This window comes from Stenotrophomonas forensis, from assembly GCF_028752115.1.
Lineage (GTDB): Bacteria > Pseudomonadota > Gammaproteobacteria > Xanthomonadales > Xanthomonadaceae > Stenotrophomonas > Stenotrophomonas forensis.
Map to the genome: position 1 here is coordinate 935,271 of NZ_CP082270.1, position 13,406 is coordinate 948,676.

At 65.1% G+C, this 13,406-nt stretch carries 10 protein-coding genes and 7 tRNA genes; 15 read left to right on the forward strand and 2 right to left on the reverse strand.

The window, feature by feature from the left end; all coding sequences use genetic code 11:
* Positions 1–144: 144 nt before the first annotated feature.
* The 14 genes from K5L94_RS04320 to K5L94_RS04385 all read left to right on the forward strand — a co-directional run bounded on the left by K5L94_RS04320 (position 145) and on the right by K5L94_RS04385 (position 10,544).
* Positions 145–220: transfer RNA gene (locus tag K5L94_RS04320), tRNA-Lys, on the forward strand.
* 248 nt (positions 221–468) lie between these two features.
* Positions 469–837 carry a hypothetical protein gene (locus K5L94_RS04325; RefSeq protein WP_053448916.1) on the forward strand — a complete coding sequence of 123 codons (369 nt, stop codon included), beginning with the start codon at positions 469–471 and terminating at the stop codon, positions 835–837.
* Between the two features lie 138 nt (positions 838–975).
* Positions 976–1,060 (forward strand) — tRNA-Leu (locus K5L94_RS04330).
* 189 nt (positions 1,061–1,249) lie between these two features.
* On the forward strand, positions 1,250–2,545 hold the full coding sequence (gene tig / locus K5L94_RS04335) for a trigger factor (protein WP_008268226.1): 1,296 nt from the start codon (positions 1,250–1,252) through the stop codon (positions 2,543–2,545).
* A 76-nt stretch (positions 2,546–2,621) separates the two neighbouring features.
* Positions 2,622–3,248 carry an ATP-dependent Clp endopeptidase proteolytic subunit ClpP gene (gene clpP / locus K5L94_RS04340; RefSeq protein ID WP_004146318.1) on the forward strand — a complete coding sequence of 209 codons (627 nt, stop codon included), beginning with the start codon at positions 2,622–2,624 and terminating at the stop codon, positions 3,246–3,248.
* Positions 3,249–3,374: 126 nt separating this feature from the next.
* Entirely contained in the window at positions 3,375–4,664 is a 1,290-nt protein-coding gene (gene clpX / locus K5L94_RS04345) for an ATP-dependent Clp protease ATP-binding subunit ClpX (RefSeq protein WP_004154600.1), read from the forward strand.
* 142 nt (positions 4,665–4,806) lie between these two features.
* Entirely contained in the window at positions 4,807–7,254 is a 2,448-nt protein-coding gene (gene lon / locus K5L94_RS04350) for an endopeptidase La (protein ID WP_053512047.1), read from the forward strand.
* Between the two features lie 217 nt (positions 7,255–7,471).
* Positions 7,472–7,744 (forward strand): HU family DNA-binding protein, encoded by a 273-nt coding sequence (locus tag K5L94_RS04355; protein ID WP_004146343.1) that lies wholly within the window; start codon positions 7,472–7,474, stop codon positions 7,742–7,744.
* A gap of 11 nt (positions 7,745–7,755) precedes the next feature.
* A tRNA-Val gene (locus tag K5L94_RS04360) sits at positions 7,756–7,830 on the forward strand.
* A 26-nt stretch (positions 7,831–7,856) separates the two neighbouring features.
* A tRNA-Asp gene (locus K5L94_RS04365) sits at positions 7,857–7,933 on the forward strand.
* 84 nt (positions 7,934–8,017) lie between these two features.
* Positions 8,018–8,094, forward strand: a tRNA-Asp gene (locus K5L94_RS04370).
* Between the two features lie 87 nt (positions 8,095–8,181).
* A tRNA-Asp gene (locus tag K5L94_RS04375) sits at positions 8,182–8,258 on the forward strand.
* Between the two features lie 106 nt (positions 8,259–8,364).
* Positions 8,365–8,441 (forward strand) — tRNA-Asp (locus K5L94_RS04380).
* A 147-nt stretch (positions 8,442–8,588) separates the two neighbouring features.
* On the forward strand, positions 8,589–10,544 hold the full coding sequence (locus K5L94_RS04385; protein WP_053448919.1) for a peptidyl-prolyl cis-trans isomerase: 1,956 nt from the start codon (positions 8,589–8,591) through the stop codon (positions 10,542–10,544).
* Between the two features lie 244 nt (positions 10,545–10,788).
* Here the strand turns inward: K5L94_RS04385 and K5L94_RS04390 are convergent, their stop codons facing one another.
* Together K5L94_RS04390 and gloB are read right to left on the reverse strand one after the other, a co-directional pair.
* The gene (locus tag K5L94_RS04390) at positions 10,789–11,988 is read right to left on the reverse strand and encodes a lytic transglycosylase domain-containing protein (RefSeq protein ID WP_164086060.1); all 1,200 of its coding nucleotides are present in this window, start codon (positions 11,986–11,988) and stop codon (positions 10,789–10,791) included.
* Positions 11,985–12,749 (reverse strand): hydroxyacylglutathione hydrolase, encoded by a 765-nt coding sequence (gene gloB, locus K5L94_RS04395; protein ID WP_180880822.1) that lies wholly within the window; start codon positions 12,747–12,749, stop codon positions 11,985–11,987. Before gloB ends, K5L94_RS04390 begins: the two co-directional genes overlap by 4 nt.
* A gap of 11 nt (positions 12,750–12,760) precedes the next feature.
* Here gloB and K5L94_RS04400 point away from each other — a divergent pair, with 11 nt between their 5' ends.
* Positions 12,761–13,405, forward strand: a complete 645-nt coding sequence (locus K5L94_RS04400; RefSeq protein WP_053448922.1) for a class I SAM-dependent methyltransferase — start codon at positions 12,761–12,763, stop codon at positions 13,403–13,405.
* The last annotated feature ends 1 nt before the right edge of the window (position 13,406 follow it).

A 13,406-nucleotide genomic window follows, 5' to 3' on the forward strand; every position in this document is an offset into this window, starting at 1 on the left:
CTTCGTTTTGATGGATCACGTGCAGCAGAGCCCTTCTTTCAGGGGCGTGCGGCAGAAGCGGGATCGCGGTGCTGGTTTCAACGATGTTGAAGAAAGCGCTTGCACCCACCGAGCGGATCGGGTCATAATTCGCGCCCCGATTTCGGGCTGTTAGCTCAGTTGGTAGAGCAGTTGACTCTTAATCAATAGGTCCAAGGTTCGAATCCTTGACAGCCCACCAGACGAAAGCCACTTGGTTCGCCAAGTGGCTTTTTTCTTGCCTGTGTGCCGGGTTGAGCATGCGAATGCCTGCACGCCCGGCCGCACGTCATCCAGGCATGGCGTGGATCCACTGAAGCGATGCTGAAATCAGGGGCATACGCGTCATCAGTGTTATCAATGCTGTGCGCTGCTTCTCACCGCATCGCGCCCTGTATCGCACCCAATGCATCTTCCGCGCCGATGGCGCATGCACGAAGGAAGATGTTGATGGCTGATATCAATCGATTGCACCGCACGCTGTGGGTTCCCTTCGCGTTGATGGCGCTGGCTGCCTGCGCGCCGGCCAATGATCCCGCGCAGACCGTCGAACGCGATGCTGGCACGGACAGCACTCCGGCGCACCCGGTCGGTGAGGCCATGCAGATGCAGCCGGCTCAGCCTGCGGAAGGGGAGGCCCTGCCCGACGCGGTGGACGTGCAGCGCAATGCGGATGGTTCGGTGGATGTGCGCAAGGCCACGCCGGAGTCGGTGGCCCTGCGGCGCACCGACGACGGGGGCGTGGAGATCCGCAGGGTGGATGCTGCGGCCGAGCAGGGTGCCGATTCGGCGCCGGCCAAGGCCGGGTCGCAGCCCTGAATCCCGCCGCCCCGGATGAGCTGGCGCTCGCCGGGGCGGTCCGGACGCGCGGGCTGTACGCAAGTCTTCATATTCAGTTTTGTGCAGGCCTTCCGCTTCCCATCATCGCCTGCGACAATGAACGCCTGTGCCGGCCACGCGAAAGTGGCGGAATTGGTAGACGCCCTGGATTTAGGTTCCAGTGCCGCAAGGCGTGGGGGTTCGAGTCCCCCCTTTCGCACCAGTGCCGGCCTGTCCCCGCCCTGATCGGGCCCTCTGCGCCCCTTGACCCGGCACGCGCTGGCAGTGCAGGCCGAATTGGGCGAAACTAAAGGGCTGCGGCAAGCAGGCGCGTCCCAGACGCCGTGTCCTTACAACCGTTTCATCCCAATCATCGAGCCGGGGGCCTGGGCCACCGGTGGCAGGAGTCAACATGCAAGCTTCGATCGAATCCACCGGCAACCTGGAACGCCGCCTGAGCTTCTCGCTGCCGGAAGACCGTCTGCAGAGCCACATCGTCGGCCGCCTGGGCGAAATCGCCCGTACCACCCGCATCAAGGGTTTCCGTCCGGGCAAGGTGCCGGCCAAGGTGATCGAGCAGCGCTTCGGCGCGCAGGTCCGTGGCGAAGCGCTGGACGGCCTGCTGCGCGAAACCTTCGATGCCGCCGTGCGTGAGCACGACCTGCGCATCGTCGGCAGCCCGCGCATCGACAAGGGCGACGAGGGTGAGTTCTCGTTCGTGGCCACCGTGGAAGTGGTGCCGGACTTCGGCGACATCGACGTCAGCAAGCTGACCGTCGTGCGCCACAGCGCCGAAATCACCGACGCCGACATCGACCAGATGATCGAGAACCTGCAGAACCAGCGTCGTACCTGGGCCCCGGTCAGCCGTGGCGCGCAGGACGGCGACCTGGTCGCAGTGGAAACCTGGTCGCAGGCTGGCGAAGAGCGCCTGCCGGCCGAAGGCACCGAGAAGGGTTCGATCGTGCTCGGCCAGGGCATGATGTTCGACACCATCGAGAAGGGCCTGGTCGGCTTGGCCAAGGGTGAAGAGAAGACCCTGGACGTCGAGTTCCCGGCTGACTGGCGCGTGCCGGTGTTGGCCGGCAAGACCGTGCAGGTCACCGTCAAGGTTGCCGAAGTATCCGAGCCGGTCGTGCCGGCGGTCGACGAAGCCTTCATCAAGAGCTTCGGCGTGAAGGGCGGTGACGTCGAGCAGTTCCGCAGCGACATCCGTGCCAACCTGGAGCGCGAGCTGAAGGGCGCCCTGATGAACCGCCTGCGTCGTGAAGTGGGCGAGCAGCTGATCGCCGCCTACGCTTCGGTGGAAATGCCGCCGCGCCTGGTCGAGAACGAAGCCCGCGCCATGCTGGCCCAGCAGGTGGAGCAGATCCGCCGCAACGGCCAGAACGTCGGTGAGATCCCGGCCGATGCCCATGAAGGCTTCAAGGACGCTGCCGCCAAGCGCGTGCTGGTCGGCCTGCTGGTCGGTGAAGTGGCCCGTACCAACGACCTGCGCCTGGAAGCCAAGCGCCTGAACGAAACGATGCGCCTGATCGCTTCGACCTACGAAGAGCCGGAGCAGGTCATTGAGATGTACCGCAACGACCCCCAGCTGATGTCTGGCCTGCAGAACCGCGTGATGGAAGAGCAGGTGATCGACTGGATCGCCGAGCGTGCCCAGCACACCGAAGAAAAGCTGTCGTTCCAGGACGCGATCCGCCAGTAAGCCCGGGCGGATCATCGAATGCCCCGCGCCTTTGCCGGCGCGGGGTTGTTTCCCCCCAAGATAGGTACCTCACGTAATGGACAACCGAACCAAAGCCCTGAACCTGGTTCCGATGGTGGTCGAGCAGACCAGCCGCGGCGAGCGTGCCTACGACATCTATTCGCGCCTGTTGAAGGAGCGCCTGATCTTCCTCGTGGGCCCGATCGACGATCACATGGCCAACGTGGTGGTGGCGCAGTTGCTGTTCCTGGAATCGGAAAATCCGGAAAAGGACATCAACATCTACATCAACTCGCCGGGTGGCGTGGTCACCGCCGGCATGGCGATCTACGACACCATGCAGTACATCAAGCCGAATGTGAGCACCACCTGCATCGGCCAGGCGGCCTCGATGGGCGCCCTGCTGCTGGCCGCCGGTGAAGCCGGCAAGCGCTACGCGCTGCCGAATTCGCGCGTGATGATCCACCAGCCGCTGGGCGGCTACCAGGGCCAGGCCACCGACATCGACATCCACGCGCGTGAGATCCTGACCCTGCGTTCGCGCCTGAACGAGGTGCTGGCCAAGCACACCGGCCAGTCGCTGGAGACGATCGCCCGTGACACCGAGCGCGACAACTTCAAGAGCGCTTTCGAAGCGCAGGCCTATGGTCTGGTCGACCAGGTCCTGGAGCGTCGTCCGGATGAGTCGATCCAGGCCGGTTGACCGGCCTTCACGGGGCCCGGCAGGCCCCGTTCCTGCAGGGTCGGGCGGGACTGGTGTCCCCTCGGCCCTGTGCTATTCTCGAATCGAACCCCCGTTCAGCGGGTGGGGTAACTGGGTAAGCGAAGCATGAGCGAAGACCGCCAAGGTCGTTCCACGGACACCGGCAAGATCCTCTACTGCTCTTTCTGCGGCAAGAGCCAGCATGAAGTGCGCAAGCTGATTGCGGGTCCGAGCGTATTCATCTGCGATGAGTGCGTGGAGCTGTGCAACGACATCATCCGTGAGGAACTCGAGGAAAAGGCGCAGTCGGCGCGCAGTTCGCTGCCCAAGCCGCGCGAGATCCTCGAGGTTCTCGACCAGTACGTGATCGGCCAGAACCGTGCCAAGCGCACCCTGGCCGTGGCCGTGTACAACCACTACAAGCGCATCGAGAGCCGGCAGAAGAACGACGACGTCGAACTGGCGAAGTCGAACATCCTGCTGGTCGGCCCGACCGGTTCGGGCAAGACGCTGCTGGCCGAGACCCTGGCCCGCCTGCTCAACGTGCCGTTCACCATGGCCGACGCCACCACGCTGACCGAAGCCGGTTACGTGGGCGAGGACGTGGAGAACATCATCCAGAAGCTGCTGCAGAAGTGCGACTACGACGTCGAGAAGGCGCAGCAGGGCATCGTCTACATCGATGAGATCGACAAGATCTCGCGCAAGAGCGAGAACCCGTCGATCACCCGCGATGTGTCCGGCGAAGGCGTGCAGCAGGCCCTGCTGAAGCTGATCGAAGGCACCGTGGCCAGCGTTCCGCCGCAGGGCGGGCGCAAGCATCCGCAGCAGGAATTCCTGCAGGTGGACACCAAGAACATCCTGTTCATCTGCGGCGGCGCGTTCGCCGGGCTGGACAAGGTGATCCAGGCCCGTTCCACCGACGTCGGCAGCATCGGCTTCGGCGCCAAGGTCAAGAGCAGCGAGCGCAAGCAGGAAGTGGGCAAGGTGCTGGCCGAAGTCGAGCCGGAAGACCTGATCAAGTTCGGCCTGATTCCCGAGTTCGTCGGCCGCCTGCCGGTGGTGGCGACCCTGGAAGAGCTGGACGAGCCGGCCCTGATCAAGATCCTGACCGAGCCGAAGAACGCCATCACCAAGCAGTTCAAGAAGCTGTTCGAGATGGAGAATGTCGAGCTGGAGTTCCGTCCGGACGCGCTGTCGGCCATCGCCAGGAAGGCGCTCAAGCGCAAGACCGGCGCCCGCGGCCTGCGCACCATCGTCGAATCGGTCCTGCTGGACACCATGTACGACCTGCCGTCGCAGGAAAACGTCAGCAAGGTGGTGGTGGACGAGTCGGTGATCGAGCACAAGTCCGAGCCGTACCTGATCTACCAGACCCCCGCGGCCCCTGAACAGAAGGCCGCAGGCGCCGAGTGATCCTTCCAGGTTGTTGATTGGAAAGGATTTTCAAGGAATGCCTTGCATCTGAAAGCCGATGGCCCCATAACGGGGCCATCGGCTTTTTTTGTCTCCGGAAGATGCCCTCCCGGAGGCGGTTTTCCCCTTCCCTGGAGCCCCCATGGCCCGTTCCCCAAGTGAAACCCTCGACCTGCCGGTCCTGCCGCTGCGCGACGTAGTGGTGTTCCCGCACATGGTCATCCCGCTGTTCGTCGGCCGTGACAAGTCCATGCACGCGCTTGAACAGGCAATGGAATCGGACAAGCGCATCCTGCTGCTGGCGCAGAAGTCGGCCGAGACCGATGACCCGCACGCGGCCGACCTCTACCAGGTCGGCACGCTGGCGCAGGTGCTGCAGCTGCTGAAGCTGCCCGACGGCACCATCAAGGTGCTGGTTGAAGGCCTGTCGCGCGTGCAGGTCACCCACGTCGACGAGCGCAACGGCTCGCTGCACGGCCAGGCCGTGGAGATCGATGCCACCGACGAGCGCGAAGCCCGCGAGGTCGAGGCGATCGCCCGCTCGCTGATGTCGCTGTTCGAGCAGTACGTGAAGACCAACCGCAAGCTGCCGCCGGAACTGCTGCAGACGCTGTCGGGCATCGATGAGCCGGCGCGCCTGGCCGACACCATCGCCGCGCACATCAGCGTGCGCCTGGCCGACAAGCAGCGCCTGCTGGAAACGCTGGCCGTGGGTGACCGCCTGGAGATGCTGGTCGGCCTGGTCGACGGCGAGATCGACGTGCAGCAGATGGAGAAGCGCATCCGCGGCCGCGTGAAGTCGCAGATGGAGAAGAGCCAGCGCGAGTATTACCTCAACGAACAGATGAAGGCCATCCAGAAGGAACTGGGTGACCTGGACGACGCGCCGGGCGAGCTGGAAGAGCTGGCCCGCAAGATCGCCGAAGCCGGCATGCCGAAGGCCGTTGAAGCCAAGGCGCGCAACGAACTGAACAAGCTCAAGCAGATGTCGCCGATGTCGGCTGAAGCAGCGGTCGTGCGCAACTACCTGGAGTGGCTGCTGGGCGTGCCGTGGAAGAAGCGCAGCAAGGTGCGCAAGGACCTGAAGGCCGCGCAGGACACCCTCGACGCCGATCACTACGGGCTGGAGAAGGTCAAGGAACGCATCCTTGAGTACCTGGCGGTGCAGTCGCGCGTGAAGCAGATGAAGGGCCCGATCCTGTGCCTGGTCGGGCCGCCGGGCGTGGGCAAGACCTCGCTGGGCCAGTCCATCGCCAAGGCCACCAACCGCAAGTTCGTGCGCATGTCACTGGGCGGCGTGCGCGATGAAGCCGAGATCCGTGGCCATCGCCGTACCTATGTGGGTTCGATGCCGGGCCGCATCGTGCAGAACCTCAACAAGGTCGGCAGCAAGAACCCGCTGTTCGTGCTCGACGAAATCGACAAGATGTCGATGGACTTCCGCGGCGACCCGTCGTCGGCGCTGCTGGAAGTGCTCGACCCGGAGCAGAACAACGCGTTCAACGACCACTACCTGGAAGTGGACCTGGACCTGTCCGAAGTGATGTTCGTGGCCACCTCGAACTCGCTGAACATCCCGGGCCCGCTGCTGGACCGCATGGAAGTGATCCGCATCCCCGGCTATACCGAGGATGAGAAGCTCAACATCGCCACCCGCTACCTGGTGCCCAAGCAGATCAAGGCCAACGGCCTGCAGCCGGAAGAACTGGAGATCGGCAGCGATGCCATCCAGGACATCGTGCGCTACTACACGCGTGAATCGGGCGTGCGCAACCTGGAACGCGAGATCGCCAAGATCTGCCGCAAGGTGGTGAAGGAGATCGCGCTGGCCGGCCCGCAGCCGGTGAAGGCAAAGAAGGGTGCCAAGAAGAAGGCGCTGGTGAGCGTGTCCAGCAAGAACCTGGACAAGTACCTGGGCGTGCGTCGCTTCGACTTCGGCCGTGCCGAGGAAGAGAACGAGATCGGCCTGGTCACCGGCCTGGCCTGGACCGAAGTCGGTGGCGATCTGCTGCAGATCGAATCGACGCTGGTGCCGGGCAAGGGCCAGCTGATCCTGACCGGCCAGCTCGGCAACGTGATGAAGGAATCGGCGTCGGCGGCGTTGTCGGTGGTGCGCTCGCGCGCGGTCGGCTTCGGCATCGACAGCGACTTCCTGCAGAAGCACGACGTGCACCTGCACGTGCCGGACGGTGCCACGCCGAAGGACGGCCCCAGTGCCGGTGCGGCGATGGTCACCTCGCTGGTGTCGATGCTGACCAAGGTGCCGGTGCGTGCCGACGTGGCGATGACCGGCGAGATCACCCTGCGCGGTCGCGTCACCGCCATTGGTGGCCTGAAGGAAAAGCTGCTGGCTGCGCTGCGCGGCGGCATCCGCACGGTCATCATTCCGGAAGAGAACCGCAAGGACCTGGCTGACATCCCGGCCAACGTCACCCGCGATCTGAAGATCGTGCCGGTGAAGTACATCGAAGAAGTGCTGGACCTGGCACTGGAGCGTCCGTTGGCACCGAAGAAGGCGCGCAAGAGTGCGCAACGTGTCACGGTGCGGAGCAAGGCCAAACCGAGTGGAAACGCGCGCGTCAAGCATTGACGCGCGCTGTCCAATGGCCCGAAACCCGCGTCGTTACTGGCTTTCCAGCTTGCGTGGGGGTAGGGCCGCTGGTATAAAAGCAGCACTCGCGAATGAGTGATCGCTGTCAGCGATCACTGAATCGGCGAACCGTTTCCACATGGCGGCCGCATGCAGAAGGCGTGCGGTTGCTTCCCTGTCGAATCCGCGGAACCCACCGCCAAAGGAGTTGTAGAGAATGAACAAGACCGAATTGATCGATGCCGTTGCTGAAGCTGCGGACCTGACCAAGGCCGAGTCCAGCCGCGCTGTCGATGCCGTCGTTGCTGCCGTCACCAAGGCGCTGAAGGACGGCGATGCGGTCACCCTGGTTGGCTTCGGTACCTTCCAGGTCCGCGACCGTGCTGCCCGCACCGGCCGCAACCCGAAGACCGGCGACACCATCAAAATCGCTGCTTCGAAGAATCCGTCGTTCAAGGCTGGCAAGGCCCTGAAGGATGCTGTAAACTAAGCGGCTCGCTGGGGTGCTTAGCTCAGCGGTAGAGCGTCTCCTTTACACGGAGAGGGTCGGGGGTTCGAAACCCTCAGCACCCACCACAGCACCGCGGTAAAAGTTTGAGTGTGGAGCGGTAGTTCAGCTGGTTAGAATGCTGGCCTGTCACGCCGGAGGTCGCGGGTTCGAGTCCCGTCCGCTCCGCCATTCAACGAGGCCTCCGGCCAAAAGCTGGAGGCTTTGTTTTCTTCCCGGCCCAGGCCGGCGGAAAACAAAAAACGGTAACAACGCGGAGCGGTAGTTCAGCTGGTTAGAATGCTGGCCTGTCACGCCGGAGGTCGCGGGTTCGAGTCCCGTCCGCTCCGCCATTACATCGAGGCCCCCGGTCTGAAGCCGGGGGCCTTGTCTTCTCCCCGGAAGGTTCGGGAAGAAGGCGAAAAGGTTTTTGCAAGAACGGAGCGGTAGTTCAGCTGGTTAGAATGCTGGCCTGTCACGCCGGAGGTCGCGGGTTCGAGTCCCGTCCGCTCCGCCATTGCAGAATTCTTAAGTCCCTGTGAAAAAACTTTGAAAAAAGTGTTCATCGGGCTGGGTTTCCAGGGAGTCTTCGGATATACTGGGCGCCTGCAAAGTTTCAGCGCGGAGCGGTAGTTCAGCTGGTTAGAATGCTGGCCTGTCACGCCGGAGGTCGCGGGTTCGAGTCCCGTCCGCTCCGCCAACTCTAAAAGCCCTCGGCACACGCCGGGGGCTTTTTCTTTGTGCGCTCGCGAAGAGGCGCGCAGGCCGCGCCGGTGCTGCTTTTGGTCCCTGCGGCGAAGCGGGTTACACTGCCGGGCTCGCCAATCAGGCCTTGTGATTCCTCACCATGCTGCAGAAACTCCGCGACAAGACCTCAGGCTGGATCGTCACCGTGATCCTGGGGCTGCTGATGATTCCGTTCCTGTTCGTGATCGACAACAGCTACCTTGGTGGCGTTGGCGCTCAGAACGTGGCCAAGGTTTCCGCACCTCCGACCTGGTGGCGTTCGGCGCCGTCGTGGTGGCCGGTGCGCATGCTGTGGCAGCACCACGAGATCAGCGCGCAGGATTTCCGCACCCGTTTCGAACAGGAACGCATGCGCGAGCGCCAGCAGCAGGGCGAGAACTTCGACCCGCGCGCGTTCGAAAGCACCGAAAACAAGCTGGCCGTGCTCGACCAGCTGATCGACGAGCAGGTCGTGCGCCTGGTGGGTGAGCAGGCCGGCGTCGTGATCGGCGATGGTGCCGTGCGCGAGTACATCGCCACCATCCCGGCCTTCCTCGATTCGAACGGCAAGTTCAACGAGAACAACTACCGCTTGGCGCTGGCCGGTGGCAATCCGCCGCGTACCCCGACCCAGTTCCAGGAACTGGTGCGTGAGAGCCTGCAGCAGTCGGTGATTCCGTCGGGCCTGCAGAACTCCGGTTTCGTCACCCAGTCCGAGACCGAGCGCCTGCTGAAGCTGCTGGGCGAGACCCGTGACGTCGAGCTGGCCGCGCTGCCGGAAGTGCCGGCCGATACCGCGCCGGTCACCGATGCGCAGATCAAGCAGTGGTATGACAGCCACGGCAAGGATTTCCGCCAGGCCGAGAGCGTGTCGCTGGAGTATGTCGAGATCAACGGCGGCAACCTGCCGGCACCGGCCGCGGCCGACGAAGCGACCCTGCGCAAGCGCTATGAAGACGAGAAGGCGAAGTTCACCTCGCCGGAGCAGCGCCAGGCCGCCCACATCCTGATCACCGGCGACGGTGCCGAAGCCAAGGCCAACAAGATTGCCGCCGAAGCCAAGGCCGCCGGCGCCGACTTCGCCGCGCTGGCCAAGGCCAACTCGGAAGATCCGGGCTCGAAGGCGCAGGGCGGTGACCTGGGTTGGGTCGAGCGTGGTGCGATGGTCAAGCCGTTCGAAGACGCCCTGTTCGCCGCCAAGGCCGGCGACGTGATCGGCCCGGTCAAGACCGACTTCGGCTACCACATCATCAAGGTGGCCGCTGTGCGCGGTGGCCAGGGCAAGTCGTTCGAGGAAGTGCGTGACACGCTGGCCGCCGAGCAGCTGAAGGCCGATGGTGAGCGCGGCTTCAACGAGCTGGCTGGCCGCCTGGTCGACGCCATCAACAAGAGCCCGAGCGATCTGGCGGCTGCAGCCAAGGAAGTGAAGCTGCCGCTGCAGACCCTGGGCCCGATCACCCGCGCTACCGCCAGCGGCATCGCCGCTGATCCGGCAGTGCTGCGCGCTGCGTTCTCCGACGTGCTGGTACAGGACGGCACCGCCAGCGACCCGATCGCCCTGGGCGGCGCCACCAACCACAGTGTGGTCATCCGCGTCTCCGCGCATACGCCGGAACAGGCGATGCCGCTGGACAAGGCCCGCGAGCAGGTGATTGCCGCGATCCGCGCCGATCGCCAGCGCCAGGCCAGCGACAAGGCTGCTGACGCCGTGCTGGCCAAGCTGAAGGGCGGCGCCACCCTGCAGTCGCTGGCGGCCAGCGAGAAGCTGCAGCTGAGCCCGATGCCGGGCCTGCCGCGCAGCCAGCCGGTGCCGACCCCGGACATCCACCGCGCGATCTTCAGTGCGCCGGCGCCGGTCAATGGCAAGCCGAGCTACGGCAAGGTTGACGTGAACGGCCACGCGCTGCTGTTCGCGGTGAACAAGATCAACCCGGGCGACATCAAGGAAGTGACCGCCGAGCAGCAGAAGCAGCTGAAGGACCAGCTGAGCCAGATCGATGGCATGGCGGCAGCCAAGGCCTACGTCGAGGCCATGCGCAAGAAGTTCGTGGTCCAGACCACCGAAGCCAACCTGTAAGCCCCGCGGCGAGCAGGAACGAAAAGGCCCGGCATTGCCGGGCCTTTTTTGTGGAGCCGGTTGGCGCCGAACTTGCTCGACCGCCTTTTGTAGAGTCGAGCTTGCTCGACTGGATACACAAAAACAGTCGAGCAAGCTCTACGGGGAGCTCAGTCGAGCAAGCTCGACTCTACGGGCGATGTTTCGAGGGCAAGAAAAAAGCCGAGCATGGGCCCGGCTCCAAGGGCAGTGCCTGGCTGGCGCGTCAGTCTTCGACGCGCAGCACCGCACCGGGCTTCAGCACGCTGCTGCCGCTCAGGCCGTTGAGCGAGAGCAGGGCCTTCACCGGCATGCCGTAGCGGCGGGCGATGGTCCAGGCCGACTCGCCATCACGCACAGTGTGGCGACGGCTGCGCGGGCGGTCGGCGATTGCGGCAACGGTCTTGGCGACCGTCGGCGTGGGCACAGCAGTGGCCGCCGGGACCGCGCTGGCGACCAGCGCGGTCGCCGCCTCCGTGACCGTCGCATTGGCGGCCGAGACAGGAGCCAGCACGCGGGTCGTGCCGGAAGCGCGGCCGCCCGATGCCAGCGCGGGGTTGAGCCGGGCGATCTTCGCCGGGTCCAGGGCGCGCTGTGCGGCCCACTGCTGGACGCTGGTGCCGGCCGGCAGGGTGTGGTCCTTCAGCACCGGCACGGTGCGGTCCAGCGAGGCCATCACGCCGGGCTGGTCTTCCACATCTTCCAGCACGCAGGCCAGGGCATGCAGCTTCTCGACGTAGGCATGGGTGACCGGGGACAGGCCCGGCAATGCCGAGGGCTTGGCGTTCTGCGCATTCATGCCGGCCTTGCGCATGGACTGCAGCACGCGGTACTCGCCGGCGTTGTAGGCCATGGTGGCCAGGCGCCAGTCGCCGCCGAACATGCCGTGCAGGGTCTTCAGGTAGCGCACCGCGGCCTGGGTCGAATCGACTGCCGACAGGCGGCCGTCATAGCCGTTGGCCATCGGCACGCGATGGTTGCGCGCGGTGGTGGCGATGAACTGCCACAGGCCGGTCGGGCCGCTGCCGTTGCGGGCGTTGGGCCGATAGCCGCTTTCCACGAACGGAATCAGTGCGAATTCGGTAGGCAGGTTGGCCTTGCGCAGCTCTTCGACCACGTAGCCGAACAGCACCAGCGCATCGTCATCCTGGTTGGCCAGGCGCGACGGGGCGTGGGCGAACTGCTTCTGCCAGCGCGGGCTGGTGGCCTCGGCGTCACAGCTGGGTTCGGCCAGGCCGTCGCGGAAGCTGGTGAAGATCTCCTGGCCATTGCGTACCGAGGCGGCCGGCAGCGTGGAGGGATCCAGCGGCAGCGCAGCGGCAGCGGTCAGGTTCTGGCTGATGCCGGCGCCCAGCGACTGCGCGCCCGCGGTTCCGGCCAGCCCCAGGGCAAGGCCCAGGGCCAGCGGCAGACTTCGGCGCATCATGCGCGGAAGCCGTCTTTCCAATGCCGGAGACCGGCCATCACGTCGACGTCGTCCACGACGTCACGGCCCAGGTGTGCCGATACCGACGCACGAATCGGCGCCGTGTGCACACGCAGGAAAGGATTGCAGTCGAATTCGTTGGCCAGGGTTACCGGCAGGGTGGAACGGTCATCGCGGCGCATGGCCAAAGCCTCCTCTTGGCGCTGCCACAGGGCAGCGTTGGCGGGGTCGACATGCCGCGCGAAGACGGCATTTGACACGGTGTACTCATGAGCGCAACAAAGCAGCAGTTGCGCGGGCAAGGCACCCAGCTTGCGCATCGATGCCAGAAGCTGGGACGGCGTACCTTCGAACAGACGTCCACAGCCCAGGCTGAACAACGAATCTCCGCTGAAAAGATGTTCAGCAGTGTGAAACGCGATGTGGCTGCGGGTATGCCCGGGCACGGATAGTACGTGGAACATCCGGCCCAGTGCCTGAACGCGTTCACCTTCGCCGACCCGTTCGGTGGCCGTGGGGATGCGCTCCTCGACGGGGGCGATCACCCGCACGCCGGGAAAACGGGCCTGCAGCGCGGGCACGCCACCAATGTGGTCGTCGTGGTGGTGGGTGAGCAGGATCGTGTCCACGCGCAGGCCCTGATCGGCCAGCGCGAGCACCGGCGCAGCATCGCCGGGGTCGACGACCACGGCGGCGCCATCGTCGTCGATCAGCGTCCAGATGTAGTTATCCGCAAATGCGGGCAGGGCAGTCAGTCGCATAGAATTGGACCATGCCCGCGCTGCAGAGCACCCGTCAAGCGAGCCAGACCCCGTGGTTCGACAGTGAACCGGCGGCGGCGTTGCGCGTGCTGGAGCGGCAATTGCTGCTGCCGCAGCTGTCGGTGTTGCCGTCCCAGCCCTGGTTGTGGATCGCGCCGAGTGCGGCCTGGCTGGACGACGCACAGCTGGGGGGGCGCGGCCTGCGACTGCACCGGCACGGCCACGGCTATGCCGGCGATACCCGCTGCGCGTTGCCGCTGCCGCTGGCCAACGAGAGCGTCAATGCGATCGTGCTGCAGCATGTCACCGCCGCCGATGCCGACCTGCTGCTCGACGAGTGCGAGCGCGTGCTGATGCCGGGCGGCCACCTGTGGCTGAGCAGCCTCAATCCGTTCAGCCCGTACCGCACGCGCTGGCGCCAGCATGGGCTGGTGGTGCGTACGCCGCAGCGGATCCGCCTGCTGCTCGGCCGGCATGGGCTGGAATGCGACGATATGCGTTACCTCGGCCCGCTCTGGCGCGGCGCCGGCAGCCGCCGCCCGGGCGGTTGGGCGCCGCTGCGCGCGGCCTGCCTGTTCCATGCGGAAAAACGCACGCTGGCCCTGCCCGGGCCGAAACCGTTGCCGGTGCGTTGGCACGGCACCGTTGCTACCTGAT